The sequence below is a fragment of the Luteibacter sp. CQ10 genome (genome assembly GCF_040900725.1).
In the GTDB taxonomy this organism is placed as follows: Bacteria; Pseudomonadota; Gammaproteobacteria; order Xanthomonadales; family Rhodanobacteraceae; genus Luteibacter.
Window position 1 is genome coordinate 360,595 of the sequence record NZ_JAEUYM010000003.1, and the last position, 25,657, is coordinate 386,251.

At 66.4% G+C, this 25,657-nt stretch carries 24 protein-coding genes; 11 read left to right on the top strand and 13 right to left on the bottom strand.

Translation table 11 applies throughout. The annotated features are described in order from the left end of the window. Positions 1 to 42 precede the first annotated feature (42 nt). Positions 43 to 429 carry a hypothetical protein gene (locus tag JNG39_RS14650; RefSeq protein ID WP_144910108.1) on the top strand — a complete coding sequence of 129 codons (387 nt, stop codon included), beginning with the start codon at positions 43 to 45 and terminating at the stop codon, positions 427 to 429. A 92-nt stretch (positions 430 to 521) separates the two neighbouring features. Here the strand turns inward: JNG39_RS14650 and JNG39_RS14655 are convergent, their stop codons facing one another. Continuing rightward, positions 522 to 956, bottom strand: coding sequence for a DUF6491 family protein (locus JNG39_RS14655; RefSeq protein ID WP_368312462.1), 435 nt, complete (start codon positions 954 to 956; stop codon positions 522 to 524). A 180-nt stretch (positions 957 to 1,136) separates the two neighbouring features. Between JNG39_RS14655 and egtB the strand changes: the two genes are divergently transcribed. Then, the gene (gene egtB, locus JNG39_RS14660) at positions 1,137 to 2,402 is read left to right on the top strand and encodes an ergothioneine biosynthesis protein EgtB (protein WP_368312463.1); all 1,266 of its coding nucleotides are present in this window, start codon (positions 1,137 to 1,139) and stop codon (positions 2,400 to 2,402) included. Continuing rightward, positions 2,399 to 3,382 carry an L-histidine N(alpha)-methyltransferase gene (egtD, locus tag JNG39_RS14665; RefSeq protein ID WP_368312465.1) on the top strand — a complete coding sequence of 328 codons (984 nt, stop codon included), beginning with the start codon at positions 2,399 to 2,401 and terminating at the stop codon, positions 3,380 to 3,382. The genes egtB and egtD overlap by 4 nt, the downstream gene beginning before the upstream one ends. Positions 3,383 to 3,471: 89 nt before the next feature. On the opposite strand, the gene mfd is transcribed toward egtD, so the two are convergent. The 5 genes from mfd to JNG39_RS14690 all read right to left on the bottom strand — a co-directional run bounded on the left by mfd (position 3,472) and on the right by JNG39_RS14690 (position 10,177). Beyond that, positions 3,472 to 6,921, bottom strand: a complete 3,450-nt coding sequence (gene mfd, locus JNG39_RS14670; protein WP_368312467.1) for a transcription-repair coupling factor — start codon at positions 6,919 to 6,921, stop codon at positions 3,472 to 3,474. A 144-nt stretch (positions 6,922 to 7,065) separates the two neighbouring features. Next, entirely contained in the window at positions 7,066 to 7,974 is a 909-nt protein-coding gene (locus tag JNG39_RS14675; protein WP_368312469.1) for a cation diffusion facilitator family transporter, read from the bottom strand. Positions 7,975 to 8,037: 63 nt separating this feature from the next. Beyond that, entirely contained in the window at positions 8,038 to 8,541 is a 504-nt protein-coding gene (locus tag JNG39_RS14680) for a Slp family lipoprotein (RefSeq protein WP_368312470.1), read from the bottom strand. A gap of 29 nt (positions 8,542 to 8,570) precedes the next feature. After that, positions 8,571 to 9,470 (bottom strand): 23S rRNA (adenine(2030)-N(6))-methyltransferase RlmJ, encoded by a 900-nt coding sequence (locus tag JNG39_RS14685; RefSeq protein ID WP_368312472.1) that lies wholly within the window; start codon positions 9,468 to 9,470, stop codon positions 8,571 to 8,573. A gap of 89 nt (positions 9,471 to 9,559) precedes the next feature. Beyond that, positions 9,560 to 10,177 (bottom strand): NAD(P)-dependent oxidoreductase, encoded by a 618-nt coding sequence (locus JNG39_RS14690; protein ID WP_368312473.1) that lies wholly within the window; start codon positions 10,175 to 10,177, stop codon positions 9,560 to 9,562. A gap of 116 nt (positions 10,178 to 10,293) precedes the next feature. Between JNG39_RS14690 and JNG39_RS14695 the strand changes: the two genes are divergently transcribed. Then, positions 10,294 to 11,190 carry a LysR family transcriptional regulator gene (locus JNG39_RS14695; protein ID WP_368312474.1) on the top strand — a complete coding sequence of 299 codons (897 nt, stop codon included), beginning with the start codon at positions 10,294 to 10,296 and terminating at the stop codon, positions 11,188 to 11,190. Positions 11,191 to 11,201: 11 nt separating this feature from the next. Here the strand turns inward: JNG39_RS14695 and JNG39_RS14700 are convergent, their stop codons facing one another. From JNG39_RS14700 to JNG39_RS14710, 3 genes are all read right to left on the bottom strand, one after another. Further along, positions 11,202 to 13,037: a M3 family metallopeptidase gene (locus JNG39_RS14700; RefSeq protein ID WP_368312475.1), complete on the bottom strand. Its 1,836-nt coding sequence runs from the start codon at positions 13,035 to 13,037 to the stop codon at positions 11,202 to 11,204. 44 nt (positions 13,038 to 13,081) lie between these two features. Continuing rightward, positions 13,082 to 13,843 (bottom strand): helix-turn-helix domain-containing protein, encoded by a 762-nt coding sequence (locus JNG39_RS14705; protein ID WP_368312477.1) that lies wholly within the window; start codon positions 13,841 to 13,843, stop codon positions 13,082 to 13,084. Positions 13,844 to 13,913: 70 nt separating this feature from the next. Continuing rightward, complete coding sequence (locus tag JNG39_RS14710; RefSeq protein WP_368312479.1) at positions 13,914 to 14,441, bottom strand: hypothetical protein; 528 nt, start codon at positions 14,439 to 14,441, stop codon at positions 13,914 to 13,916. A gap of 465 nt (positions 14,442 to 14,906) precedes the next feature. Here JNG39_RS14710 and JNG39_RS14715 point away from each other — a divergent pair, with 465 nt between their 5' ends. Continuing rightward, positions 14,907 to 17,285: a TonB-dependent receptor plug domain-containing protein gene (locus JNG39_RS14715; RefSeq protein ID WP_368312481.1), complete on the top strand. Its 2,379-nt coding sequence runs from the start codon at positions 14,907 to 14,909 to the stop codon at positions 17,283 to 17,285. 81 nt (positions 17,286 to 17,366) lie between these two features. Here the strand turns inward: JNG39_RS14715 and JNG39_RS14720 are convergent, their stop codons facing one another. Next, on the bottom strand, positions 17,367 to 17,909 hold the full coding sequence (locus tag JNG39_RS14720; protein ID WP_368312482.1) for a Smr/MutS family protein: 543 nt from the start codon (positions 17,907 to 17,909) through the stop codon (positions 17,367 to 17,369). A gap of 126 nt (positions 17,910 to 18,035) precedes the next feature. On the opposite strand from JNG39_RS14720, the gene surE reads away from it, so the two are divergent. From surE to JNG39_RS14740, 4 genes are read left to right on the top strand one after another with little or no spacing between them, the layout of a single operon-like run. Beyond that, positions 18,036 to 18,815 carry a 5'/3'-nucleotidase SurE gene (surE, locus tag JNG39_RS14725; protein ID WP_368312484.1) on the top strand — a complete coding sequence of 260 codons (780 nt, stop codon included), beginning with the start codon at positions 18,036 to 18,038 and terminating at the stop codon, positions 18,813 to 18,815. Between the two features lie 4 nt (positions 18,816 to 18,819). After that, positions 18,820 to 19,500 (top strand): protein-L-isoaspartate(D-aspartate) O-methyltransferase, encoded by a 681-nt coding sequence (locus JNG39_RS14730; protein WP_368312834.1) that lies wholly within the window; start codon positions 18,820 to 18,822, stop codon positions 19,498 to 19,500. Positions 19,501 to 19,529: 29 nt separating this feature from the next. Continuing rightward, entirely contained in the window at positions 19,530 to 20,138 is a 609-nt protein-coding gene (locus tag JNG39_RS14735) for a YqaA family protein (protein WP_368312486.1), read from the top strand. A gap of 23 nt (positions 20,139 to 20,161) precedes the next feature. Then, positions 20,162 to 21,154 (top strand): peptidoglycan DD-metalloendopeptidase family protein, encoded by a 993-nt coding sequence (locus JNG39_RS14740; RefSeq protein ID WP_368312487.1) that lies wholly within the window; start codon positions 20,162 to 20,164, stop codon positions 21,152 to 21,154. A gap of 116 nt (positions 21,155 to 21,270) precedes the next feature. Here JNG39_RS14740 and panE read toward each other — a convergent pair whose 3' ends face one another. From panE to yhbY, 3 genes are read right to left on the bottom strand one after another with little or no spacing between them, the layout of a single operon-like run. Beyond that, positions 21,271 to 22,206, bottom strand: a complete 936-nt coding sequence (panE, locus tag JNG39_RS14745; protein WP_368312488.1) for a 2-dehydropantoate 2-reductase — start codon at positions 22,204 to 22,206, stop codon at positions 21,271 to 21,273. Between the two features lie 5 nt (positions 22,207 to 22,211). Next, the gene (locus JNG39_RS14750) at positions 22,212 to 22,592 is read right to left on the bottom strand and encodes an Mth938-like domain-containing protein (RefSeq protein WP_368312490.1); all 381 of its coding nucleotides are present in this window, start codon (positions 22,590 to 22,592) and stop codon (positions 22,212 to 22,214) included. Positions 22,593 to 22,598: 6 nt separating this feature from the next. Next, a complete protein-coding gene (gene yhbY, locus JNG39_RS14755) occupies positions 22,599 to 22,895 on the bottom strand; it encodes a ribosome assembly RNA-binding protein YhbY (RefSeq protein WP_247367835.1) in 297 nt (98 codons plus the stop codon). Positions 22,896 to 22,976: 81 nt separating this feature from the next. On the opposite strand from yhbY, the gene rlmE reads away from it, so the two are divergent. Together rlmE and ftsH are read left to right on the top strand one after the other, a co-directional pair. Further along, the gene (gene rlmE / locus JNG39_RS14760) at positions 22,977 to 23,627 is read left to right on the top strand and encodes a 23S rRNA (uridine(2552)-2'-O)-methyltransferase RlmE (protein ID WP_368312491.1); all 651 of its coding nucleotides are present in this window, start codon (positions 22,977 to 22,979) and stop codon (positions 23,625 to 23,627) included. Continuing rightward, a complete protein-coding gene (gene ftsH / locus JNG39_RS14765) occupies positions 23,624 to 25,555 on the top strand; it encodes an ATP-dependent zinc metalloprotease FtsH (protein WP_368312492.1) in 1,932 nt (643 codons plus the stop codon). The genes rlmE and ftsH overlap by 4 nt, the downstream gene beginning before the upstream one ends. Positions 25,556 to 25,657: the final 102 nt, after the last annotated feature.

Consider the following 25,657-nt stretch of genomic DNA (forward strand, 5'->3'; position numbering starts at 1 on the left):
GCCGTAGCGCGAATCTGCGCCCAACACCCGGAGGTCACTGTCATGAAAGGTAAGTTCGTCAAGTCCGCCATCGCCCTTGCTGCCGTGGGTCTTATGGCGTTCACGCCCGCCACGTTCGCGCACGGCTGGGGACGCGGCGGTTACTACCATGGCGGCGGCTACGGCTACCACGGCGGTTACTACGGCCGCGGCCACTACGACCATTCAGGCCGTTGGATCGCGGGCGCCATTGTCGCCGGTACGGTCGGTGCCTTGGTTTACAACGCCACGCAGCCGCGCACGGTCGTCGTCGACCGCCCTGTCTACTACAGCCGCCCGGCCACGGTCGTGTACGACGACGGCCCGGTCGTCACCCGCCGCGTGACCACCACGACCACCACGTACGACGACGGGTACTCCACCCGGTACGTGCGCGACGACGGTTATTGATCGGTAGAGCGCCGAGAACAAAAAGAGCCCGGGCCATGCCCGGGCTTTTTTTTATTGCCGTGGGAGCCGACGACGTCGGCTCCCCGCGAGCCTCACCTGACCATGCCATTCGGCTCGGCACCCGAGCCTTTCTTCTTGGCGTTCTTCTCCAGGCTCTGGTAGGTCTTCTTGTCGATCTTCTCCACGGTCTGGATCTGGCACGGCGGATCGTCACGACGCACGATCTGCTCGTCGATGCCGCCGCAGATCCGCATGGCACCGATGGCCTTGACGCTGGCCGAGCCCTTGAAATGGATGCCGCCGCCGACGGATTTACGCGGGCAGGCCACGTCGGTGGTGATCCGGTAGAAATTGGGCCCGTTGGCCACGATGACCGTGCGGTCGTCGACCTCCGCGTAGTTGCTGATGCGGTCGGTCCGCATGCAATCGGCGAAGGGCAGTTCATGGCGCGCCTGGGGCGCATCCTGGGCCTGGAGGGCTCCGGTGAAGCCCAGGCAAGTGGCGAGGAGCAGGTAGCGGACGTTCATGGTGGAACCCTCCGTGTGGAAGCTAGACGTTAAGCCTGTTGGTCCCGAAAAACGAGATGGCCGTTGCCCTGGGTGCACCGATCGTTAAGGTAGGCTCCACGCCCGCTCACGCGGGTTGAACGTTTGCTCGGGCATCGTTTCACGATGGTCGGCGTCCCCTCGCCGACGTGGAACCCCGTAATGAGCCTTCGCCCGGTCGGCATCGCTCCCATCCCGCCCACGGGCGCGGATCTCGCCTCTCGCTTTCTTTCCGTACGCCGACGTACGGCAGCCCTCGTGGCGAACCTCCGGCCGGAGGACACGGTGGTGCAGTCGATGCCCGACGCCAGCCCCACGAAGTGGCACCTGGCCCATACCACGTGGTTTTTCGAGCACTTCGTGCTCGGCCGGGATCCGGCATACGTCACGTCGAATCCGGAGTGGCATTACCTGTTCAATTCGTATTACCAGTCCGTCGGGCCGATGCATGCCCGTCCCCGTAGAGGGATGCTCACGCGTCCCTCGCTGGACGAGGTCGTCGATTATCGCCGTCGCGTGGAGGATGCCGTGGCGGAGCGGATCGCGCGTGGCGACGACGCCGAGCTTCCGATGCTGGTCGAACTCGGCGTGCAGCATGAGCAGCAGCACCAGGAACTGCTCCTGACCGATATCAAGCATGCCTTCGCGCAGAATCCGCTGGAGCCCGCGTACGCCGATGCGCCGCGCAGCCTGTCGGTCGTTGCGCCGTCGTTGCGGTTCGTACCGTTCGATGAAGCGGTGGTCCAGGTCGGCTACGAAGGCGAGGGCTTCCATTTCGACAACGAAGGGCCGCGCCATCGCACCTATCGCCAGGCGGGCTCGCTCGCAAACCGGCCGGCGACCAATGCCGAATACCGCGCCTTCGTGCTCGACGGCGGCTATGAACAGCCGGGCCTGTGGTTGTCCGACGGCTGGGCCACGGTACAGGCCGAAGGCTGGAAGCGCCCGTTGTACTGGGACGACGCGCTGGAAACCGAGTTCACGCTGCAAGGGCGGCGCGAGATCGATCCGCATGCGCCCGTCTGCCACATCAGCTATTTCGAAGCCGACGCGTTCGCGCGGTGGGCCGGCGCGCGCCTGCCCACCGAGACGGAGTGGGAAACGCTGGCCGAGGATATGCCCGTCCAGGGGAACCTTCAGGACACGGGAATGCTCCAACCCCGTGCATCGTCGTTCGAGACATCGCTCGGACAGATGTACGGCGACGTTTGGGAATGGACGATGAGCCCATACATCAGCTATCCGGGCTTTCGGCCACTGGCCGGTTCGCTTGGCGAATACAACGGCAAGTTCATGAACGGCCAATGGGTGCTTCGTGGCGGTTCATGCGCCACGCCCGCCGACCATGTGCGAGCCACGTATCGCAACTTTTTTCCTCCCCATGCCCGTTGGCAGTTTTCGGGGATTCGACTGGGAAACGATCGATGAGCGCTCAACCCCAAGACATCCGCGTCGACGACCGGCATCCGGATATCGAAGACACCGTGCAGACGGTGCGACGCGGCCTGTCGGCCAAGCCGAAGAAGCTGCCTTCGCGCCTGTTCTACGACGAGCGCGGGTCGGCCTTGTTCGAGGCGATCTGCGAGCAGCCGGAGTACTACCTCACGCGCACCGAGATCGCCATCATGCGCGATCACGCGGCGGATATCGCCGCGACGCTGGGGCCTGAGGTGCGCCTGGTGGAATACGGCAGCGGCAGCGGCATCAAGACGCGGATGCTGCTCGAGCACCTGGAGTCGCCGGCCGCCTACGTGCCGGTGGAGATTTCGCGCAGTGCCTTGATGGAAAGCGTGGCGGTTCTCGCCGCTGAATTTCCCGACGTGCCCATGCAGCCGGTCTGCGCGGATTTCACCCAGCCGTTGCGCCTGCCGGTGGCCTTGCGCTCGCCTCGTCGCACGGTGATCTACTTTCCCGGCTCCACCATCGGCAATTTCGAAAGCAAGGATGCGCTGAAGATCCTTCGCCAGATGCGCGCCGAAATGAGTGCCGGCGGCGGCATCCTGATCGGGGTCGACCTGAAGAAGGATCCCGCCGAGATCGAGGCCGCGTACAACGACGCGGCGGGTGTCACGCGCGATTTCACCCTCAACATGCTGGTTCGCCTCAATCGCGAGATCGGCACCGATTTCGATGTCGCCGCTTTCCGCCATCGCGCGCGTTACAACGCCTTGGCCGGGCGCATCGAAACCGCCCTGGTGAGCACGAAGCGCCAGGACGTGCGCCTGGGCAACGAGACCTACGCGTTTCGCGAAGACGAAGCGATGCAGGTGGAATACAGCTGCAAGTACTCGCTCGACGACTTTGCGCAGATGGCGGAGAAGGCGGGCCTCTCGGTCGAGAAGGTGTGGATGGACGAAGATAAGCGCTTCAGCGTGCAGTATCTGGTGCGCGCCACGCCCGTCGCCTGAGGCACGCTTTTCGCCGATACGATCGGCTCCCACCCCTTCGGTAGAAAGGTTGCTACCGAAGGGGTGGGAGCCGATCGTATCGGCGAAGGTCAGGAGGGACGACGTGCTCCCAGCGACACGAGCGTTTCCTGAGCCGTCCGAATCCGCTCCGCGCTCCCCGGCAATTCCATGATGACGCGCAGCTTGTCCTGCCCGTCCATCTTGAACACCCGCGGCTGCTGCTGGATGAGTTTGATGAGGGCCATCGGATCGATGTCCGGCTTGTCCCTGAAGGTGATCCGGCCGCCGTTGGGGCCGAAATCGAGCTTGCGGATACCCAGCGGCGTGGCCATCAGCTTCAGCTGGGCCACAGCGAAAAGGCACTTGGTCTGGTCGGGGAGCAGGCCGAAGCGGTCGATCATCTCGACCTGCAACTCGCGAAGCCCCTCGTCGTCGCGCGCACTGGCGATGCGCTTGTACAGCGTCAGGCGCGTGTGCACGTCGGGCAGGTAATCCTCCGGAATGAGCGCGGGCAGGTGCAGCTCCACCTCGGTCTCGTGCTCCGAGGTGAGGTCGAAATCGGGCACCTTGCCCGACTTCAGCGCGCGGACGGCGCGATCGAGCAACTCGGTATACAGGCCGAAACCGATTTCCTGGATCTGGCCGGACTGCTCCTCGCCCAGCATCTCGCCCGCGCCGCGGATCTCGAGATCGTGCGTGGCCAGGGTGAAACCCGCACCCAGTTCTTCCAGCGACGCCAGGGCTTCCAGACGCTTCTCGGCGTCCGCCGTCATGGCCTTGCGGTCGGGCACGATCAGGTAGGCGTAGGCGCGGTGGTGCGAACGCCCCACGCGACCACGAAGCTGGTGCAACTGCGCCAGGCCGAAGCGGTCGGCGCGGTTCACGATGATCGTGTTGGCCGTGGGAATATCGATGCCCGATTCGATGATGGTGGTGGACACCAGCACGTTGAAGCGTTGGCGATGGAAGTCGGCCATCACCTGTTCCAGCTCGCGCTCGGGCATCTGGCCGTGGGCCACGCGAATGCGCGCCTCGGGCACCAGCTCGCCCAGTTCACGGGCGGTGCGCTCGATCGACTCCACCTCGTTGTGCAGGAAGTACACCTGGCCGCCACGCGCCAGTTCGCGCTGGACGGCTTCCCGGATGAGCGTGGGCTGGTAGGTGGAAATCAGCGTGCGTACCGCCGTGCGGTGCGCGGGCGGCGTGGCGATGATCGAGAGATCGCGCAGGCCGCTCATGGCCATGTTGAGCGTGCGCGGGATCGGCGTCGCGGTAAGCGTGAGGAGATCGACCTCGGCGCGGAGTTTCTTCAGTTGCTCTTTCTGGCGTACGCCGAAACGCTGTTCTTCGTCGACGATGACCAGGCCCAGGTTCTTGAAACGGATGTCGGGTTGGAGCAGCTTGTGCGTGCCCACCATCACGTCGACCTGGCCATCGGCGAGGCGTTCCAGGGCGTTGTCCACTTCCTTCTTCGACTTGAAGCGCGAGAGCACTTCCACGCGCACCGGCCAGTCGGCGAAGCGGTCGGCGAAGTTGCGGTAGTGCTGCTGGGCGAGCAGGGTGGTGGGCACGAGTACGGCCACCTGCTTGCCGGCGGTGGCGGCGGCGAACGCGGCGCGCAGCGCCACCTCGGTCTTGCCGAAGCCCACGTCGCCGCAAACCACGCGATCCATCGCCCGTGGCGCGGCGAGATCGGTGATGACGGCGTCGATGGCACGCTGCTGGTCGAGGGTTTCCTCGAAGGGGAAGGTGGCGGCGAATTCCTCGATCATCTGCCGGTCCACCGGCAGCGACTCGCCCTGTCGCGCTTCACGTTGCGCGTAGATCGCAAGCAGTTCGGCGGCCACGTCGCGCACCTTCTCGGCGGCTTTCTTGCGCGCGCGTTCCCAGGCGTCGCCGCCGAGGGAATGCAGCGGCGCCAGTTCGGGGGCCGTGCCGGTGTAGCGGCTGACCAGGCCCAGCTGGGCCACCGGCACGTAGAGCTTGTCACCCTTGGCGTACTCGATGGTGAGGAACTCGCCGGGCATGTCGCCCACGTCGAGCGTGAGCAGGCCCTGGTAACGCCCCACGCCGTGGTCGATGTGGACGATGGGCGAGCCGATGGACAGCTCGGTGAGATCCTTGATGATGCTTTCGGGGTCGCGGGCCGCGCCCGCGCGCTTGCGCCGGTCGGTGCGTACGCGTTCGCCGAAGAGCTCGCGCTCGGTCAGCACCGTGAGCGCGGGTTCGTTCAGCGCGAAGCCCTGTTCCAGCGAGGCCACGGTAATGGCGAAATGCTCGTCGGTGGCGAGAAAGGCCTTCCAGCCGTCGATACCGGCGGGCTTCAGGCCGGCGCCGCCCAGTTGCTCGATCAGCGCCTCGCGGCGGCCCGCCGAGTCGGCGGCCACCAGCACGCGGCCGGGGTAATGCGCGAGGAAGTGGCGCAGTGCCGTGCCGGGCTCCTCGCCCTTGCGGTTGAGCGGCAGCTCGGGCGCCGGCTGCGTGCCGAGGTCCACGGCGTGCTCGTGGGCCTTGTCGACCACGTCGATCCGTACCTGCTTGTTGAGCTGCTCGCGAAGCTGTTCCGGTGCGAGGTAGATCTCGGCGGGCGGTAGCACGGGGCGCTCGATGTCGTGGGCGCGCTGGTCGTAGCGGTCCGCCACCTGCTGCCAGAAGGCGGCCGCCGATTCGAGCGCGCCTTCGCCCAGCACGAACAGCGTGTCGCCGGCGAGGTACTCGAACAGGGTTTCGGTCTTCGCGAAGAACAGCGGCAGGTAATACTCGATGCCGCCCGGCGTCACGCCTTCCTTCATGTCCTGGTAGAGCGGGCAACGACGCACGTCGATGGGAAAGCGGTCGCGCAGCGCGTTGCGGAACGACTTGGCCGCTTCGTCGGTCACCGGGAATTCGCGCGCCGGAAGCAGCTCCACGCCTTCCACCTGGTGCTGCGAGCGCTGGGTTTCCGGATCGAACGTGCGGATGGATTCGATCTCGTCGTCGAACAGCTCGACGCGATAGGGTTCGCTCGCGCCCATGGCGTAGATGTCGATGAGCGCACCGCGCACGGCGAAATCGCCGGGTTCGGTCACTTGCGGCACGAAGCGATAGCCGGCCGCCTCCAGGCGGCGCTGCTCGGCCACGATGTCGAGTTTCTGGCCCTTGCGCATCACGAGCCCGGAACCGGTGATGTGGCTGCGTGGCGAGATGCGCTGCATCAGGGTGGCCACCGGCACCACCAGCACGCCACGCTTGACGCCGGGCAGGCGATAAAGGGTGGCGATGCGCTGGGAAACGACCTCGGGGTGCGGGCTGAAGACGTCGTAGGGCAGGGTTTCCCAGTCGGGGAAGTGCAGCACCGGCAGATCGCCGGCGAAGATGCCCAGTTCGCTTTCGAGGTTGTCGGCGCTGCGCGTGTCGCGCGTCACCACCACCAGCAGGCCGTCGTGGGCGCGGGCCGCCTCGGCGACCTCCAGGGCCCAGGACGAGCCGTGGGGGGGCGCCCAGTAGCGGCGGGTCTTGGCGTTGGCGGGAAGCGGCGGGCGGGGAAGCGCTACGGGCATCGTTCGACGGCTTTGGCGTTGGCGGACAAGCCGTCGATTGTACTACCCGGGTGTGTTCGCCCCGTAGGATTCGCCGATACGATCGGCTCCCACCCCTTCGGTAGCCGCTCTCCGGCGACCTGGCTACCGGAGGCCTCGGCGATGTCAGTCCGCGATATCCGGCTCGAAGAAGCTCCAGCGCACGTCCTTGAAGTGCGCCTTGAAATCCGCCTCGACGATGTTGATCGCCTCGATCATCGCCCGCGCGGTGGGTGCGGGGGCCATGCGCGCCTTGATGGCCACCATCACGTCGGCACCCATCTGCAGGGTGAGCACGTTGTAGACCACTTCGATCTCGGCGCGGCCGTCGAGGAAGGCCACCATCTCGGCCTTGCGCTTGGGCTCCACGCCCTGGCCGATCAGCAGGGCCTTCACCTCACGGGCCACGGCCACCGCCACCAGGATGAGCAGCACGCCGATGGCGATGGTGCCGATGGCGTCGAAAATGAGGTTGCCCGTGAGCATGGTCAGCAGCACGGCCATCAACGCGAGGCACAGGCCCACGAGCGCGGCGAGGTCTTCGCCGAAGATCACCAGCAATTCGCTGGCGCGGGTTTCCCGAAACCACTGCCAAAGGCTGCGGCCGTCACGCGCCTTGTTCACCTCCTGCAGGCAGCCATGCATGGACACGCCTTCGGTGACGATCGAGAACGCCAGCACGCCGACCGCCAGCCACGCCCAGCGCAGCGGTTCGGGGTGGGTGAGCTTGTGCACGCCTTCGTACACCGAGAACATGCCGCCCACGCTGAAGAGCAGGATGGCGACGAGAAACGACCAGAAATACAGGGCGCGGCCCCAGCCCAGGGGATAGTCGGCCGACGGCGGGCGTTTCGCCTGGCGCATGCCCAGCAGCAGGAGGCCCTGGTTGCCGCAGTCGGCCAGCGAATGGATGGCTTCGGCGAGCATCGCGCCCGACCCGGTGAAGATCGCCGCGACGAGCTTGGCGACGAAGATGGCGAAGTTGGCCCCGAGCGCGAGGAAGATCGCGCGTTTGGAATCGGCGTGTCCTGACATGGATCGGCGTGCCCTTTGAAGGTAGTCCGCCGGCCCTCGTGGCCGGCGGCGAATCGCAGGATCTTACCGTATGACGCCGACACCCACGCCGAAGCTGACGTTCGGATGGCCGCCCTGCATTTCCTTGGCCGTCCATACGTGCGACTGGTTCACCGAGACCAGCGGGAAGGTATAGGGGGCCTGGCCCACGGCGGCGGCGCGCGAGCCGTTGAGTCGGCCGGCCACGGTGATCAGGCCGCCGCTGGGGTAATCCAGGCTTTCGACGTAACCGGGCATCGAGGCGATGAAGCGTCCGGCGCCGGTATCGTCGGCCTTGGGCCGTTGCGAGCCGTCGAGCGGATAGGACAGCACCTCGATTTCGCTGTGATCGCTGAAGTTACGCACCTGCACGATGCGCCCACCCCAGATGACGTCGGCGTTGCCGTAGCGTTCCGGCTCGCGTGACACCTGGCTGGGCGGCACGGAGACGTTGTTCGGCGTGGGCTTGTAGATGGGCGCCGGCGCGCAGGCCGCGAGGGCCAGGGCGAACAGCGAAGCGGGCAGGGCGAGTCGGATGGTGTGGCGCATGGGTCGGCTCCTTCGCAGGTGAACCGACTTTAGCGCCGCCGGGGTGAACGTGGGGCGGAAGGCCTGACGGCAGGCACCTCTTCGGATTCGTCGTTCACCAACCAGCTAAGCCGGTATTCCGATTCGCCCGGGGTGCCGAGCAGACGGGGCAACACGCGCAACGAATCGCGCAGGGCTTCATCGAGCTTCCACGGCGCGTTGACGATCACCATGCCACTGCCATTGAGGCGCAGCGGGGAATCGTCGGGCCGCAGGAGCAGCTCGGCCACCAGCACGCGTTTCGCGCCGCACTTGGTCAGCCAGCGATGGAACGGCTGCACATGACTGCGAAGCTTGATCGGATACCACACGGCATACATGCCGGTGGGCCATTTTTCCAGGGCGGCCTTGAGCGACTTCTCGATCAGGCGGAACTCGGCTTCCTGTGCCTCGAACGGCGGGTCGATCAACACCAGCCCGCGTTTTTCCTTCGGCGGCAGGAGCGCCTTCATGGCCTCGTAGCCGTCGCGCCCGTGCACGTGCACGCGGCCGTCGTGATGGAACACCTGGCGCAGCGCGGCGGCTTCGTCCGGATGCAGCTCGCACAGCTGGGCGCTGTCGCCCTCGCGCATCAGGTGGGCGGCGAACCAGGGCGAGCCCGGGTAGTAACGCAGTTCGTCGCCGTCGTTGCACGCGCGAACGGCTTCGAGCCATTTCCATAGCAGGGGCGGCAGGCCGGTGGCCGTACGCAGCACGCCGAAGCCTTCGTCGGACTCGCCGGTCTTGCGCGCCTCGACGCTACGCAGGTCGTAGCGGCCGCGACCGGCATGCGTATCGACGTAGCAGAAAGGCGTGGCTTTCTGCTTGAGCGCGTCGAGCAGGGCCACGAGCACCATGTGTTTGAGGACGTCGGCAAAGTTGCCGGCGTGGTAGGCGTGGCGATAGTTCATCGCCGGAGTATAGCCTTCCGTGGCCTCGATTCGCCGATGCCTCGCTACCGAAGGGGTGGGCGCCGATCGCATCGGCGAAGGGGATGACGTCAGTACCCGAAGGTCACTCGCTGCTTCGGGGCATCGCCCTTCTCGATGCGATCGAGCACCCCGATGGCGAAGTCGGCGATGGAAATGAAGCTCTCGCCGCTTGCGTCCTTCAGTACCCGATCGCCGCCGACGCGGAACGTGCCCTTGCGCTCGCCCGGCGCGATCACCTTCGAAGGACTGACGTAGGTCCAGTCGACGCGGGCATCGGCGGCGCGGAACGCGTCGAGTACCTCGGCCTGCGCGGTGGCGTTGGCCTTCCATGCCTCAGGGAAATTCGGATCGTCGATCACCCTTACGCCGGGCGCGGTTTCCAGGCTGCCCGCGCCGCCGACCCAGGCGAAGCGGCGCACGCCGGCCGAGTCGACCGCGGCCAGCAAGGCCTTCGATTGCGAGCGCACGTCGCCGTTGAGGCTGGCGATGGCGGCGTCGGCGCCGGTGAGCGGAGACGCCAGCGACGCCGCGTCCGTGACGTCGCCTTTCACCACGCGCAAGCGGTCGCGGGCGGTGATCTTCGAGGGGTCGCGCACCACCGCGATCACCTCATGGCCACGGGAAAGGGCCTCATCGAGGATGACCCGGCCGATGTTGCCGGTGGCGCCGAAGAGCACGATCTTCATGGTGGATGTCCTTGGATGGGGAAACGATGGCGACAAGGATGGACCCCGAGCCGTTTCGGAAAAACGCCCTTTACGGCAATTCATCGTAAATTATGGCTTTACAATCGGAGGCGCCGATGGCTTCGCCGGACATCAACCTCAATCGCCTCGCCGTCTTCGTCGCCCTTGTGCGGGCCGGGTCGTTCACCGCCGCCGCCGAGCGGTTGGGCACGACCAAGGCGATGGTCAGCCAGCACATCGCGAAGCTGGAGGACGAGCTTGGCGTGACCCTGCTCGTACGCAGCACGCGGCGCATGTCGCTGACGGACGCGGGCGAGCGCTTCCACGAGGACTGTGCGCGGGTGCTGGCCGATGCCGAGGCGGCGGTCACCCGCCTCGGCGAATGCCGTGACTCACCCACGGGCACGCTGCGCGTGGCCGCCGCGGGTGATCACGGGCCGGCCATCGTGGCACCCGTACTCGCCGAATACGCGGCGCTTCATCCGCAGGTAAGCGTGGAACTGGTGGTCAGCGACGAGATCGTCGACGTCATCGCGGAACGTTTCGACCTGTCCATTCGCATCGGCTGGCTGCGCGACTCGAGCCTGCGCGCGGCGAAGCTGTCTTCGTTTCGCCAATGCCTGGTCGCGTCGCCCGCCTATCTGGCTCGGCGTGGCAAGCCGTCCGTTCCCGACGAACTCGCCGCGCACGACTGGATCTCCCTTAGCGTACTTTCGTCGCCCACCCGCTGGACGTTCGCCGACGAAGCAGGTACCGAGCACACGGTGCGCACGCGCCCGGTAGCCAGCGCGAACAGCACCCTGGCGACGCATGCGTTCGTCGTGGCCGGGTTGGGCATGTCGGTACTGCCCGACTACGTGGTGCACGCGGATATCGCGACGGGTCGGCTCGCTTCGTTGCTCGACGGCTACCGGCTGCCCGACGGCGGCGTGTATGCCGTTTACCCCGGCAAGCAGACGTCGGTGAAGGTGCGCGCGTTCATCGACCTGTTGAAAGAGCGGATGGCGCGCTAGGTTGCGGGCGGCTACATCTCCGAATAGAGCTGGCGGAGGTCGTTCGTTTTCTTCCGTAGTAACGCCATATCCGCCTCGACCAGTTCACCCGGCGACACGTCGCGCCCGAAGAACGTCCGCAGCAACGCTTTCGGAGGCGCATCGAAGCCCTCGGCCATCAATGCGTCGTAACGCTTGCGGAAATCGGCGGGATCGGTCGTCGCCATATCGAACATCCGCGCCGCCCATAGTCCCGCATAGAGGTAATTCACGAGGTACAAGGGATCTTCATACATCAGGCGCTTGCTTATCCACACGTGGGACAGCTCTGGATCGATCGACGGCCAGATCTCGAAGCGAGAGGTCGTGTCCAGGGTGAGTGCATCCAGATCGGCAGCCTTGCGGATGCGCCCCGCCATCACGCCGGCATAGATCGCTTCCTCCAGTTGGGCCTCCTCGGCGGACGTGAAGATCTCCAGCGTCATCTCGTCCAGCTGCGCCTGGAGATACCACGCCTTGGTCTTCGCGTCCGCTGCGTGCCGGTAGAGGTATTCGTAGAAGAGCATCTCGTTGAGGATAGCGATGCCCTCGTGCATCCAGCTCGGGCCGTGGTTGTAGAAGGGCGACACGCCATGCTCGTTCATGAGCTGGCTATGGATGGCGTGACCGCCTTCGTGGGCGACGACGCTGGCCCCGCGGGCGGTGTGCTCCCACTTGCCGAGGAACAGCCCGGAAGGGACGCCCGACGCGGCGATGGAGAACGCATCGTTGACGCGACTGCCCTGTGCCATCGCGAGATCGGTGCGATGCGTGGACGGGTCGAGCAGGGACTTGAAATGGGCGACGTAGTCCGCGCCCAAGGGCGCGAGTGCCGCGGGAATCATCTCGCGCAGACGATCGTAGTCGAACGTCGGTGCGGTGAAGCCGGGCTCCGTGGCGCCCATGTCCCAACTGTGCACGGCATCGATGCCCTGCTGCTTGCCGACCCTCGCGGCGCGCAGGCGCTGATAGTCCTTAAGCACGTCGGCTTGGGCTTCCACCGCGGTAGCGGTGGCATGGACATCCGCCTTGTCGAACAGGCGGGAGAAATACGCCGCCTCGGGCGCGTCGTCGAAATGCTGAAGCTTCGCCGTGCGGTCGTTCAGACGCACGACGCCCGCCAGTACGGCCGCATACGTTTCCGCCTGGGCCGCGTCGGCCTCCTGTTTCTGCCGCCAGGCCTGACGGCGCACGTCGCGGTCCGGATCCGAGGCCAGGGCGGACGCGTCCTTCGCCACGTCCAGATCCCCGTGAGCCGTGTGCACGGTGCCGTATCGCGTGGCGCGCCGCGTCTTCTGGTACGTGTTCCACAGCGCGTCGCTCGAGGTATCCGATAACGCGTCGAGCACGGTCTGTTCGGCCGAGGGAAGTTCATGCGGCACGCCCCGGGTGGCACGGTCGCGCACGTAGGCGTAGTGGGCCAGCCTTGGCTCGGCCACCTCCGCCTCACGAAACGCTTCGTCGTCGAGTTGTCGAAGGGTCTGCCGGACCTTCAGCATCAGATCGCCCTGCAGGCTCCCGGCGGCCGAGCGCGCGTCGGCGGCCTCGTGGTCATCGATGTCCAGCGCCGTGCGCAGGTGCAGGTACGCGGCGTGTCGCTGCGCGCGGGAAAGCAGCGTCTCCGCACGCCGCAGGTAGTCGAGCAGGCTGCCGGGCGTGAGCGGTGCGGGGGAGGCCAGGGCCGCGACATCCGTCTCCAGCGCCTTGAGGTCGGCGGCTTCCGCGACGGGCGTCGCGAAGTAGGGCGCCGGGTCGATATGGTAATCGGCCGCCCGCGACGAGGTGGCGATGATAAGGACGAGGGCGGCGAACAGCGGTGTCTTTTTCATGGTGACGACGCTATCAAGGCGTCGCGCCACCCGCTTTACCTGGATTAGCGCACGATGGCACGCCAGGCGCTCGGCGTGGTCGCATGCACCGCGCGGAACGAGCGTGAGAATTGCGCCGCACCGGCGAACCCGCAGTCCAGGGCGATGTCGATGAGCGGCCGGCGCGTGGTGCGCAGCAGACGGGCGGCGCGGTCCACGCGTAGCCGCCGCACGTAATCGCCCACCGTGCAGTGGTGATGACGCCGGAAGCTGCGCGCCAGGTGAACCGGGTGGCGTTCGGCCACCACCGCGAGCGCTTCCAGGCTGACGTCACGGCCCGGATCCTCGTGCAGGTAATCGCGGACGCGCCTCAGCCAGCCGGGTTCACGATGGCGCTCGTCGTGGAGGCCCCGCGCGGCGAAACCCAGCATGTCCAGCACGACCGATTCGGCGGCCAGGGGGGTAAAGGCGTCGTCGAGCGACATCTCGGCGACCACTCGCCGGCCTAGCGCGAGCAGTTCGCGCGAACGGCGCAGCAGGGGGCGTCCGTCCAGGCGGGCCTCGTGGTCGGCGAGTCGCTCGCCGAGGGCCTGGTCGACGGAAAAGATCACCTTGCGCGCGCCGGTTTGCCCGAAGCGTTGCGCGTGTTCGGCATGGGCAGGGCAATAGAGCAGGTCGCCCGGGGCGTATTCGTCGCGCATCCCGAGGATGCGTTCTTCGTAACCGCCGTCGACGACGAGGCAGAACCATGCCTCGTCGTGATGGTGGGGCGCCATCTGGCCCCCCGGTGCGTAATGGGAAACGTGCAGGTCGCGTATGCCGCTCAAGGTGTGCCCCTCCCGGACGACGGTCGCCCCGACTATGCGTCGGGACGATCCGGGCGGCAAGCCTTCGCGATCAGGAGACCTGGCTGCCCAGACGCAGGTTGATGCCCAAGGTGGTGGCGACGATGCGCATCGGCTCGTCGTCGGTCGATCGCGTGATCCAGCCGGCGTAGACGTCGTCCGCATCGGCTTCGCGCGACCAGAGCGTATAGCCGTGGGCGTTGAGCTGGTCGAAGGCGCGATTGAAGAGTTCGGGCCCGTCGATGTCTTCGTGGAATTCGTCGTCGTCGGGATCGCCATCCCAGTCGATCTGGAGGTTCCATCGCGCCACGAGTTCGTTGATGGCATCGACCAGGCCGCGGGTATCGTCGGCATCCACCTCGAAGCCGGAACGCCAGTCGGTGACCTGGGCAACGATGCGCATCGGATCGTCGTCACCTTCTTCCTCGACGAGGTCGCGGTATTCGGTGAATTGTTGCAGGGCGCCGTCTTCGTCGCCGGGATTGATGAGCAACAGAAGTTGCCAGACCTGCGACTCGACGCTGTCGTCGCCGTCTTCGTCGTCATCGCGGTCGTCGTCGTAATCGTCGTATTCGTTCATGGCGGCACGCCTGCGGGGGATGGGCGCGATGATCGCATACCGCCCATGCACTCTTGTTGACAAACGATGGTTGCGGTGCAACAAATACCCTCCCGCGCCGCGATCCGGTGCGCGCCCACTGCCAATCGTTCCGCTGCGGCGGCTTTCATCACCAGGCGATCCACTCTCCCAGTGACCGACATCCACCTTCACACGCCGACCCTTCCGAAGACGTTCGTGGCCTCGCCGCGATGTTCGGTGGCGCCGGCGTGTTGTCGCTGTCGACCGGGCTGATTCGCGGCGTCCAAGCCGCCACGCGCTGAAACGCTCGCGCCTTCCGTGATCTGAGTCACGGGTCACGATTCCATTCCTTTCCGGCCGCTACGGTCGGCGATGCATGTCGCGTCGCCGCCGGAGGCCGTCCGTTCCCGTTCCGGCGCGGTCGCGCGCCGGCGCCTTGCTCCTTGTCCAGGGGATCCACGCCTCATGTTTTCGTATCGCCGCACGCCCTTGTTTCTCGCCGTCGCCCTCGCCAGTGGCGTGGCGCCCGCTGCCTTCGCCCAGGAGGCGGCCCCGGCCAAGGCCAGCCAGCTCGACACGGTGATCGTCACGGGCACCCGCAACACCGAGCGTACGGTGTCCAGCTCGCTCCAACCCATCGATGTCATCACGCCCCAGCAGCTCCATCAGACGGGGGCCACGCAGTTGTCGGCCGCGCTCGCCCGACTGGTGCCGTCGCTGAACTTTCCGCAGCCCACCACGATCAGCGGCGCCGAAGTGGTGCGCCCGGTGACGCTGCGCGGGCTCAGTCCCGACCAGGTGTTGGTGCTCATCGACGGCAAGCGGCAGCACGCGGGAGCCTTCCTCAACCTCGGCGGCGCCATCGGACGCGGTTCCAATCCGGTGGACCTCAACGCGATCCCGCTGTCGGCCATCGACCGCATCGAGGTGCTGCGCGACGGGCAGTCGGCGCGCTACGGTTCCGATGCCATCGGCGGCGTGATCAACGTGATCCTCAAGAAGTCGGGGCAGGGCGGCGAAGTCACGGCCAAGTTCGGCGGGTACGACGCGGGCGATGGTCTGCAACGCCAGCTCACGGCCGATACCGGTTTCAAGCTCGGCGACAAGGGCTCGGTCCACGTCGCCATCGACTCGCAGAACAACGATTACACCAACCGTGCCGGCCTGGACCAGACGCCGGGACCGACCTTCGGCAAGCGCGTGTACCGGCTCGGCGATCCGGCGGTGCGCTCGAACAAGGTATCGCTGGTGGGGCAGTACGAGTTCAGCAAGGCGGCGGAGGTCTACGTCGAAGCCCTGTATCGCCGCGATCGCGCGGAGACGGCCAGCCTCTATCGCGAGGCCGGTGCCTCGAACAACGCGCGGGCCATCTATCCCGACGGCTACCTGCCGGTAAGCGTGCCGATCGTCGACGACACCACGCTCACCGCGGGCGTACGCGGTGAAGTGGGCGACGGCTGGCATTACGACCTGTCGGCGAGCCACGGTTCCAACGAGTACGACCAGCGTGCCCACGACATCAATGCCGACTACTACCGTGCGTTCGGTTCCACGCCGTTCTTCATCCAGGGGCCCGACTACAAGACCCAGCAGCAGGTGGCCAACCTCGACATCGGCAAGGAATTCTCTCCCTCGTGGCTGCCGAACCCGGTAAGCGTTTCGTTCGGCGTGGAGTACCTGCGCCAGGCCTACAAGGTGCAGCCCGGCGACGCCGTATCGCAATACGGCCCGAACGGCGGCATCACCGCCGACCTTCAGGGCAACTGGCAGCGCCACGACACCTCCGAATACATCGACCTGGAAACCAATCTCACCGACCGGTTCGCGGTGTCGCTGGCTGGCCGCCACGAGAATTACAGCGACTTCGGCGGCACCACGTCGGGCTCGCTGTCCGGCCGCTTCGACTTCACGCCACGCGTCGCCCTGCGCGGCAGTGTCGGCACGGGTTTCCGCGCGCCCACCCTGGTGCAGCAGCATTACGCCGACATCTCCTCGCAGTTGCAGGACCTCGGCCAGGGCCAGGTCATCGTGCAGTCGGGCACCTTCCCGGTGGACTCGCGCGCGGCGAGCCTGCTCGGCGCCGAAAAGCTCAAGCCGGAAAAATCGCGCAGCGCCACGCTGGGCCTTGTGCTGGCTCCGCTGGACGGCTGGAATCTCAGCGTCGACGCGTACTGGATCAAGATCACCAACCGCATCAACCTTTCGTCGAATATCCCGGTGAACACGCCGGCGGTGAACGGCTATCTCGCCGCCAACGGCGTCGATGCCACCTACCAGTCCATCCGTTATTTCACCAACGCGGTGGATACGCGCACCCGTGGCCTCGACCTCGTCAGCCAATACGGTTTCGACTTCTCCAACGGCGATCGCCTCAACACCACGGTGAGCTGGTCGTACAACGAGAACGAGGTCACCAAGGTGAAGGCCAATCCGCCGATCCTCGACGATCTCGGCGTGGCGGTGCAGCGCGTGGAGCGTCGCGAGCGCCTGGGCATCCTGGCCGACACCAATCCGCGTACCAAGCTCGACGTGGGCTTCGATTACCTGCACGGCGCATGGGCGGGGCATGCCAACGTACAGCGGTATGGCTCCTTCACCGTCTACAGCAACAGCGGTCCCGCGCTCGACCAGAACTTCTCCCATCGGTGGACGTTGGACCTCTCGGCCGACTACACCATCGACCGCTGGACGTTCACGGCGGGGGCGGACAACGCGTTCGACGCGAAGCCGGAGCGGACGAAATACGCGAACTCCACCAACGGGAATTTCCTGTACAGCCTGTTTTCGCCGCTGAGCTGGAACGGGCGCTACTACTACGCCAGCGCGACGTATCGGTGGGATTGACCGCAAGGGCCGATCGCGCGGCCGGGCGCGTAAAAAAACTGGGGCGCTGGATTCCTGCGTTAGCAGGAATGACGGGGCGGGCTACGCTTTCAGCAATACGATGACCGCGCCGGTGCCACCTTGCATCGGTCGTGCCGAGGCGAACGCCACCACGTCGTTCCGGCGCCGGAGCAGCCGGTCGGTGAGTCCCTTGAGCACGGGGCCGCCGGCCTTGGACCGCAAGCCCTTGCCATGGATGATGCGCACGCAGCGCAGTCCGTCGCGATGGCATTCGGCCAGGAATTCGGCGATGGTCAGTTGCGCCGCCGCCGCGTTCATCTGATGGAGGTCGACCTCCGCCTGGATGCTGAACTGGCCGCGCTTGAGGTGGCGCAGCAGCTTGGGCGGATAACCGTCGCGCAGGTAGGACAGTTCCTCGCCCACCTCCAGGTCGGCCGGGTCGTAGTCGAACAGCAACGATTCGGCCGGCACGGCGGCTTCGTCGGCATCGCGCATGAACGGATGCGGCGCGGGACGGGGCTTTTCGGGCACGTCCTCCACCGGCTGCATCGGGCGAACGTCGCCGATCGCCTCGCGAAAGAGGCGACTGTCGTCGTCGTGCACCGATGTCGTGCGCTTTTTCATGACCCGCATCCTAGATCATCCGGGCACCGCCTCGGTGAATCCGGCGCCCCGGTCCGGTAGACTTGGGCGGTCGGCATCCCCCTTCCCAGGTGGGGTCGCTTTCCCCGTGTTTCGATCTGGATCAGCATGCAGGTTCTGGTAAGCAACGACGACGGTGTGGACGCCCCGGGCATCCGGGTGCTGGCCGGGCGTCTGGCCGAGTTCGGTACGGTCACCGTGGTCGCGCCCGACCGCGATCGTTCCGGTGCGAGCAATTCGCTCACGCTCGACGCGCCGATCCGTGCGCATCGTCTCGACAACGGCTTCTATCGTGTGGGTGGCACGCCCACCGACTGCGTGCACCTGGCCCTTTCCGGCATGCTCGACCGCGATATCGACATCGTCGTGTCCGGTATCAACAACACGGCCAACCTCGGCGACGACGTGATCTATTCCGGCACGGTCTCCGCCGCCATGGAAGGTCGCTTCCTGGGATTGCCGGCCATTGCCGTTTCGCTGGTGACCCGGGAGGGCTCGGGCCATCACTACGACACCGCGGCCAGCGCCGTGCTGATGCTGATGCGCCGCCTCATCGCCGATCCGCTGCCGGCCGACACCATCCTCAACGTCAACGTGCCCGACGTGCCGTGGAGCGACATCCACGGCTTCGAAGTCACCCGTCTCGGCAAGCGTCACCGCTCGGCTCCCGCCATCCGCGGTGAAGATCCACGCGGGCGCGAGATCTGGTGGATCGGTCCGCCGGGCGACGTGGAAGACGCGGGCCCGGGTACCGATTTCGACGCCGTGCGCCGTGGCTACGTGTCGGTCAGCCCCATCCACACCGACCTCACGCGCTTCCAGGCGCTCGACAAGGTCAGCCAGTGGGCCACCGCGCTGTCCTCGTCCATCGGCAAGGAGGCGGCCTGACGTGGTGAACCTGCACGCCCTGCCACCCTCGGCCCTGCGCGGCGAAGGCATGACCTCCCAGCGCGCCCGCGATCGGCTGGTGGCGAAGCTGGCCGAGGAGGGCATCCGCGACGAACGCGTGCTCGAGGTCATCCGCGCCTTGCCCCGGCACCATTTCATCGACCAGGCGCTGCACTCCCGCGCCTACGAAAACACCGCCCTGCCCATCGGGCACGGGCAGACCATCTCGCAGCCGTGGATCGTGGCGCGGATGACCGAAGCCCTCATCGAGCACGGCATTCCCGAGCGCGTGCTCGAAATCGGCACGGGTTCCGGGTACCAGGCGGCCGTGCTCGCGGGCATCGTGCCCACCGTTTATACGGTGGAGCGCATAGAAGAGCTGCTTCGCCAGGCTCGGCGCCGTTTCCGCCAACTGGGTATCGAAAACCTCCGCTCGCGCCATGACGACGGCAAGCTGGGCTGGGAGTCCGACGCGCCCTTCGACGCCATCATCCTCACCGCCGCGGGCGACCGCGTTCCGCTCCAGCTCCTCGACCAGCTCAAGCCCGGCGGGGTGCTCGTGGCACCCGTGGGTACGCCCAGCCAGCAGGTGCTGGTACGCCTGCGCAAGACGGCCGGGGGTGAGGTAGAGCGCGAGGAACTCGGCCCGGTGAGCTTCGTTCCGCTTCTGGGCGGCATCGGTTGATGCGGCTCCATCACAAGGAAACCCGCTGAATGCGGATGTTCGCCTCGCTCTACGACCGCGCCATCGTCTGGGCGCGACACCGCCATGCGGTGCGCTATCTCGCCGGTCTTTCCTTCGTCGAAGCCTTCATCTTCCCGGTGATGCCGGAAGTGATGCTCGCACCGATGATGCTGGCCGAGCCGCGCAAGGCCTTCCGGTTCGCCAACTGGAGCCTGCTGTTCTCGCTGCTGGGCTCCCTGGTGGGTTACGCGCTGGGCCACTTCGCCTTCGAGGCGTTGAAGCCGCTGCTGGCGTCGATGCACCTGCTCGACCCCATCATGAAAGGTGTGGAAAACCTCCGGCAGGATATGCAAGCCCATTCGCTCGGCCTGTACATCGTGCTGGCGATGGCGGCCCTGCAACCGGTGGTGCCGATGAAGTTCGTCACCTGGGCCTCCGGCATCGTCGGCGTGCCGGTGGTTCCGTTCCTTCTGTGCATGCTCATCGGGCGTGGCAAGCGCGTGTGGTTGCTGGCGCTCCTCGTGCGCCTGTTCGGCGAACGTGCCGAACAGATGTTGCGCAAACACATCGAGTGGATCGGGTGGGCTGTTATCGTAGTGCTCGTACTCCTGGCCCTATGGTGGTTCCTCTTGCGATGAGTGACCGTGCAAGGAATTCCGCGATGTCCCTGACTCGTCCCCTGGCCCTGGCTGCCGTCGTCGGTACCGGGCTCGTCCTCTCCGGCTGCGGCATCGAGCGCAGCTCCGTCGTCGTCACCCGTTCGCCTGGCAGTTACGAGGCGCCGTCACACGCGGCGGTCGCCACGCCGGCACCGCCCGGCGGCAGCTACAGGGTGGAGAAGGGCGACACGCTCTACAGCATCGCGTTCCGCAACAAGGTCGACTTCCGCTCGCTCGCCAGCTGGAATGGCATTTCCTCGCCCTACACCATCTGGCCCGGGCAGGAACTCCGCCTGTCTCCCCCGGATTCGGCAAAACGCGCACCCGTCGTCGCGGCCGTGCCAACGCCGCCGCCGTCGCATCCGTCCCCGCCCAGCCAGCCGTCGACAGCGCCGGCCGCTCAACCCGGCTTCGAGCCGGTGACCGCGGCGGACACCCAACCGCCTGCCGCGCCGGCACCGGCCACCACCACGAACACGCCGGTCGTGGTCGCGGGCAAGCCGGCCGAATCGGTGGTGCCGCCCCCTCAGCCGGCCGCTCCGGCCAGCGCGCCTCCGGCACCGGTGGAGAATCCGTCGGCGGCCACGCCGATCATCGCCAGCGGCGCCACGCGCAGCGCGGGCGGCATCACCTGGCGCTGGCCGGCCGACGGCTCGCTCATCAAGAAGTTTTCATCGGGCGATGCCATTCCCGGCATCGAAGTGGCGGGCAAGAACGGCGATCCCATCCGCGCGGCAGCCGACGGCGTGGTCGTCTACAGCGGCAACGGCCTGGTCGGCTATGGCGAGCTGGTGATCATCAAGCACAGCGACAGCTTCCTTTCCGCCTACGGCCATAACCGCAAGCGCCTGGTCAAGGAAGGCGAGAAGGTGAAGGCCGGGCAGGTGGTGGCGGAGATGGGCTCGTCAGGGGCCACGCGCGACGAGTTGCAGTTCCAGATCCGCCGCGACGGTAATCCAGTGGATCCGTTGCAGTACCTGCCACCGCAGAAGTAGTCGTGCGGCCGGCTTCGCCGGCCATCGCCGATACGATCGGCTCCCACCCCTCTGGTAGCAGGGTTTCTGCGAACTGGCTACCGAAGGAGTGGGAGCCGATCGTATCGGCGATTCGCTCAGGGCGAACGCGATCGGCGCGCCTCGAACGCCTGCAAATGCACCCACGCCGCTTCCAGCATCGGCGCCCTGACACCTGCCTCGTGCGCACGCCGGAGCATGTCCCCGACGATGTGGTCGCTTTCGATGCGCTGGCCCGACTCCAGGTCGCGCAGCATCGATGCCGTCAGCGGCGAGCCTTCTTGCGTAAGCGTCTTCCACGCCATCGAACGGGCCTGGTCGGGCACCGCGTGACCCGCGGCACGGGCTACCGCGAGGCATTCCTCGTAGCACTGCTCCATGAGCCGACGTCCGTCGTCGGTACCCACGATGTCGCCCACGCTCGCGCGGAACAGGCAGGTCATGCCGGCGAGCGTGGCGAGGAAGCTGAACTTCGCCCACAGGTCGCGCACGATGTCGGTGGAGTGGCGATGGTCGACCTGGGCGGTAGCGAAGGCCTCGGCGAGCCTGGCGCAGCGATCGCCGTGGGATCGTCCGTCGCGCTCGCCGAACGTGATCGACGCACCGTTGCCGAAATGGATTACCTCGCCCTGCGGTCCCTTGGCGGCGCTGATGACGCAAAGGCCGCCGATCACCCGATCGGGGCCGAAGCGGTTATCGAGCACGGGGAAGTGGGCGAGGCCGTTGAGGATCGGCAGCACCGCCGTATGCTCGCCCACGGCCGGATCGATGGCCTCGATGGCCGAATGCAGGTCGTAGGCCTTGGACGAGAGCAGCACGATATCGAAAGGACCTGCCGCGGCGGCGCCTTCGGCCGTGACGTGCCTGACCTTCACGGTGGCATCGCCCAGCGGACTGCGGATGACGAGCCCTTGCCTGTCGAGAACGGCGCTGCGCTCGGGCCGCACGAGAAAGGTGACGTCCGCGCCGGACTGGGCCAGTCGGCCGCCGAAGTAGCCGCCGGTCCCGCCGGCACCGAGGACCAGGATCCGCATGGGTGCTATCCGCGAGGGGGGAGAATGAATGCGGCCAGCACGCGACGGCCTTCACCGGCGAGCAGGCTGTAGGTGCGCGCCGCGGCGCCGCTGGTCATGGCTTCCACCCCGATGCCGCGACGCAGGAAGCCGGCCATGACCTCGGCCGGCGGAAACACCTGGCGCTCACCGGTGCCGATGACCACGATCTCCGGACCCAGCGCCGATATGGCGTCCACGTCGGCCAGGCTCATGGCCTTCGCGTCGGTGACGGCCCAGTCGTCGATCACCTGCTCGGGGGTGATGAGCAGGCTCGCGTGGAAATCGCGGTCGACCACCGTGACGGTATCGGGGCCGACCCGGCGCACGAACAGATACTCACCGGGGCGGTCGAGCGTCAGGTCCATGGCGGGTTACCGGGGCAGGGCCAGCTTGGGATCCTGTTCGTTGCGACGGAACAGGACCACGACGTGGCCGATTTCCTGGACGTTTTCCGCGCCGGTCTGGCCGGTGAGGTAGTCGATCTGTTCCCGGCGGTCGTCCTTGTCGCCACCGGAAAGCTTGACCTTGACCAGCTCATGGATGTCCAGCGCCTGGGCCAGTTCCTTCGCCACGGCCTCGGTGGCTCCCTTGTTGCCCAGCAGGATGACGGGGCGGAGATCGTGGGCAAGGCTACGGAGATAGCGGCGCTGGGTAGGGGAAAGCGACATTGCGTTCAGGTTCGGTTCGCGGCGGATAGGCGTCAAAGGGTATCATGCGGCACCGCAGCTTACTTCACCGGTCGTTACCCGATGTCACGCAGCAAGAGCAGTTCCCGCTGGCTTCGGGAGCATTTCGACGACGTTTACGTCAAACGGGCGCAGGCCGAGGGCCTGCGTTCGCGCGCCGTCTTCAAGCTCGAGGAAGTGATCGACCGCGACCGGCTGATCAAGCCGGGCATGACCATCGTCGACCTGGGCGCCGCCCCGGGCGGCTGGTCGCAGCTGGCCCGGCAGCGCCTGGGTGAGACGGGCAAGGTGATTGCCCTGGACATCCTGCCGATGACCGGCCTGGCCGGAGTGGACTTCATGCAGGGCGATTTCCGTGAAGAATCCGTCCTTCGGGAACTCGAAAGCATGCTGGAAGGCAAGAAAGTCGATCTTGTCCTGTCGGACATGGCCCCCAATATGTCCGGTGTGGCACTCGCCGACCAGATCCGCGCCATGGACCTGTGTGACCTCGCCCGGCAGTTCAGCCTCGACTGGCTGAAGCCCGGTGGGTCGTTTCTCGTGAAACTCTTCCAGGGCGCGGGCTTCGACGATTACCTGAAGAACTTGCGCGCGGACTTCAGTCGCGTGACGATGCGTAAACCGAAGGCCTCCCGCGCGCGTTCGCGAGAGGTCTATGCGCTGGCGACCGGCCTCAAGTCCGCGTCCCGGCAACCTGGCGAGAACCGCGCATGAACGAGATGGCAAAAAACCTGTTGCTCTGGCTGATCATCGCGGTGGTCCTGCTGACCGTATTCCAGACCTTCAACCCGCACGGCGGATCGTCGCAGGACATGTCCTACACGACCTTCGCCCAGCAGGTGGATAACGGCAACGTCGCCAGTGCCACCATCACCTCCACGGCGCCGCCCACCATCACGGGCAAGCTGAAGGACGGCGGCTCCTACCGTACCGTGGTGCCGGTGGTCGGCCTGTCCACCAGCGACCTGGTCAAGCAGATGCGCGACAAGGGCGTCGAGCTGCGCCAGGAGCCCGCCGACAACGGCTTCTCGTTGCTGGGGCTGGTCTTCAACTGGCTGCCGATCATCATCTTCGTGGCCGTGCTCATCTGGTTCATGCGTCAGATGCAGGCCGGCTCGGGCGGCCGAGGCGCCATGAGCTTCGGACGCTCGCGCGCCAAGCTGCAGGGCGAAGACCAGGTCAAGGTCAACTTCACCGACGTCGCCGGCTGCGACGAGGCGAAGGAAGAAGTCGGCGAACTGGTCGAGTTCCTCCGCGACCCGGGCAAGTTCCAGAAGCTCGGCGGCAAGATCCCTCGCGGCGTGCTCATGGTGGGCCCGCCGGGTACCGGTAAGACGCTGCTGGCCAAGGCCATCGCCGGCGAAGCCAAGGTGCCGTTCTTCTCCATTTCCGGTTCCGACTTCGTCGAGATGTTCGTCGGCGTCGGCGCCAGTCGCGTGCGCGACATGTTCGAGCAGGCGAAGAAGCACGCGCCCTGCATCATCTTCATCGACGAGATCGACGCCGTCGGCCGCCATCGCGGCGCCGGTATGGGCGGCGGTCACGACGAGCGCGAGCAGACCCTCAACCAGCTGCTGGTCGAGATGGACGGCTTCGAAGGCACCGAAGGCATCATCGTCATCGCCGCCACCAATCGTCCCGACGTACTCGACCCGGCGTTGCTTCGCCCGGGCCGCTTCGACCGCCAGGTGGTGGTCGGCCTGCCTGACGTGAAGGGTCGCGAGCAGATCCTCAAGGTGCACATGCGCAAGGTGCCGACGTCGTCCGACGTGGACGCGATGACCATCGCGCGTGGTACGCCGGGCTTCTCGGGCGCCGACCTAGCCAATCTCGTCAATGAGGCCGCGTTGTTCGCCGCGCGCGAGAACGCCCGCGAAGTGCGCATGAGCCACATGGATCGCGCCCGCGACAAGATCCTGATGGGTGCTGAGCGCCGCTCGATGGCGATGAACGACGAAGAGAAGCGTCTCACCGCCTACCACGAGGCCGGTCACGCCATCATCGGTCGCCTCGTGCCCGAGCACGACCCCGTCTACAAAGTCACCATCATTCCGCGCGGCCGTGCGCTGGGCGTCACGATGTACCTGCCCGAAGGCGACCGCTACAGCATGAACAAGGTGGCCATCGAGTCCCAGCTGTGCTCGCTGTACGGTGGTCGCGTGGCCGAGGAGGTCATCTTCGGCCACGACAAGATCACCACCGGCGCTTCGAACGACATCGAGCGCGCTACCAAGATGGCGCGCAACATGGCCACCAAGTGGGGCCTGTCCGACGAACTCGGCCCGGTCATGTACGGCGAGGAAGAAGACGAGGTCTTCATCGGTCGCTCCGTCACGCAGCACAAGAGCGTCTCCAACGAGACCGCGCGCAAGATCGACGAAGTGGTGCGCACCATCCTCGACCGCGCCTACGCGCGCAGCAAGGAACTCCTCACCACCAACATCGACAAGCTGCACGTGATGGCGGAGGCGCTGTTGCAGTACGAAACCATCGACGCGCGCCAGATCGACGACATCATGAACGGTCGTGAGCCGGGTCCCCCGGCCGACTGGCAGAAGCCGGGCTCCACGCCGCCCCCGCCGCCGCGAGGCGACGCCGGCTCGGCGCCGGACAAGGTCGGCAAGCCGGCCACGCAGCTGTAAAAGAGAAGGGCGGCCACGAGGCCGCCCTTCTTCGTTGAGCGGGTGGAGACCGCGAACGTTCGACCGAAGGGTGGGGACGGACCCTGTCCGCGATGAGGGCGG

Excerpts from the sequence above, each read along its gene's own strand:
- JNG39_RS14680 (WP_368312470.1), bottom strand. The coding sequence starts at position 8,541 with ATGCGCCACACCATCCGACTCGCCCTGCCCGCTTCGCTGTTCGCCCTG.
- egtB (WP_368312463.1), top strand. The coding sequence starts at position 1,137 with ATGAGCCTTCGCCCGGTCGGCATCGCTCCCATCCCGCCCACGGGCGCG.
- rlmE (WP_368312491.1), top strand. The coding sequence starts at position 22,977 with ATGTCACGCAGCAAGAGCAGTTCCCGCTGGCTTCGGGAGCATTTCGAC.
- yhbY (WP_247367835.1), bottom strand. The coding sequence starts at position 22,895 with ATGTCGCTTTCCCCTACCCAGCGCCGCTATCTCCGTAGCCTTGCCCAC.
- JNG39_RS14650 (WP_144910108.1), top strand. The coding sequence starts at position 43 with ATGAAAGGTAAGTTCGTCAAGTCCGCCATCGCCCTTGCTGCCGTGGGT.
- JNG39_RS14690 (WP_368312473.1), bottom strand. The coding sequence starts at position 10,177 with ATGAAGATCGTGCTCTTCGGCGCCACCGGCAACATCGGCCGGGTCATC.
- JNG39_RS14700 (WP_368312475.1), bottom strand. The coding sequence starts at position 13,037 with ATGAAAAAGACACCGCTGTTCGCCGCCCTCGTCCTTATCATCGCCACC.
- ftsH (WP_368312492.1), top strand. The coding sequence starts at position 23,624 with ATGAACGAGATGGCAAAAAACCTGTTGCTCTGGCTGATCATCGCGGTG.
- egtD (WP_368312465.1), top strand. The coding sequence starts at position 2,399 with ATGAGCGCTCAACCCCAAGACATCCGCGTCGACGACCGGCATCCGGAT.
- JNG39_RS14740 (WP_368312487.1), top strand. The coding sequence starts at position 20,162 with ATGTCCCTGACTCGTCCCCTGGCCCTGGCTGCCGTCGTCGGTACCGGG.
- surE (WP_368312484.1), top strand. The coding sequence starts at position 18,036 with ATGCAGGTTCTGGTAAGCAACGACGACGGTGTGGACGCCCCGGGCATC.
- JNG39_RS14710 (WP_368312479.1), bottom strand. The coding sequence starts at position 14,441 with ATGAACGAATACGACGATTACGACGACGACCGCGATGACGACGAAGAC.
- panE (WP_368312488.1), bottom strand. The coding sequence starts at position 22,206 with ATGCGGATCCTGGTCCTCGGTGCCGGCGGGACCGGCGGCTACTTCGGC.
- JNG39_RS14655 (WP_368312462.1), bottom strand. The coding sequence starts at position 956 with ATGAACGTCCGCTACCTGCTCCTCGCCACTTGCCTGGGCTTCACCGGA.
- JNG39_RS14685 (WP_368312472.1), bottom strand. The coding sequence starts at position 9,470 with ATGAACTATCGCCACGCCTACCACGCCGGCAACTTTGCCGACGTCCTC.
- mfd (WP_368312467.1), bottom strand. The coding sequence starts at position 6,921 with ATGCCCGTAGCGCTTCCCCGCCCGCCGCTTCCCGCCAACGCCAAGACC.
- JNG39_RS14720 (WP_368312482.1), bottom strand. The coding sequence starts at position 17,909 with ATGAAAAAGCGCACGACATCGGTGCACGACGACGACAGTCGCCTCTTT.
- JNG39_RS14750 (WP_368312490.1), bottom strand. The coding sequence starts at position 22,592 with ATGGACCTGACGCTCGACCGCCCCGGTGAGTATCTGTTCGTGCGCCGG.
- JNG39_RS14675 (WP_368312469.1), bottom strand. The coding sequence starts at position 7,974 with ATGTCAGGACACGCCGATTCCAAACGCGCGATCTTCCTCGCGCTCGGG.
- JNG39_RS14715 (WP_368312481.1), top strand. The coding sequence starts at position 14,907 with ATGTTTTCGTATCGCCGCACGCCCTTGTTTCTCGCCGTCGCCCTCGCC.
- JNG39_RS14695 (WP_368312474.1), top strand. The coding sequence starts at position 10,294 with ATGGCTTCGCCGGACATCAACCTCAATCGCCTCGCCGTCTTCGTCGCC.
- JNG39_RS14735 (WP_368312486.1), top strand. The coding sequence starts at position 19,530 with ATGCGGATGTTCGCCTCGCTCTACGACCGCGCCATCGTCTGGGCGCGA.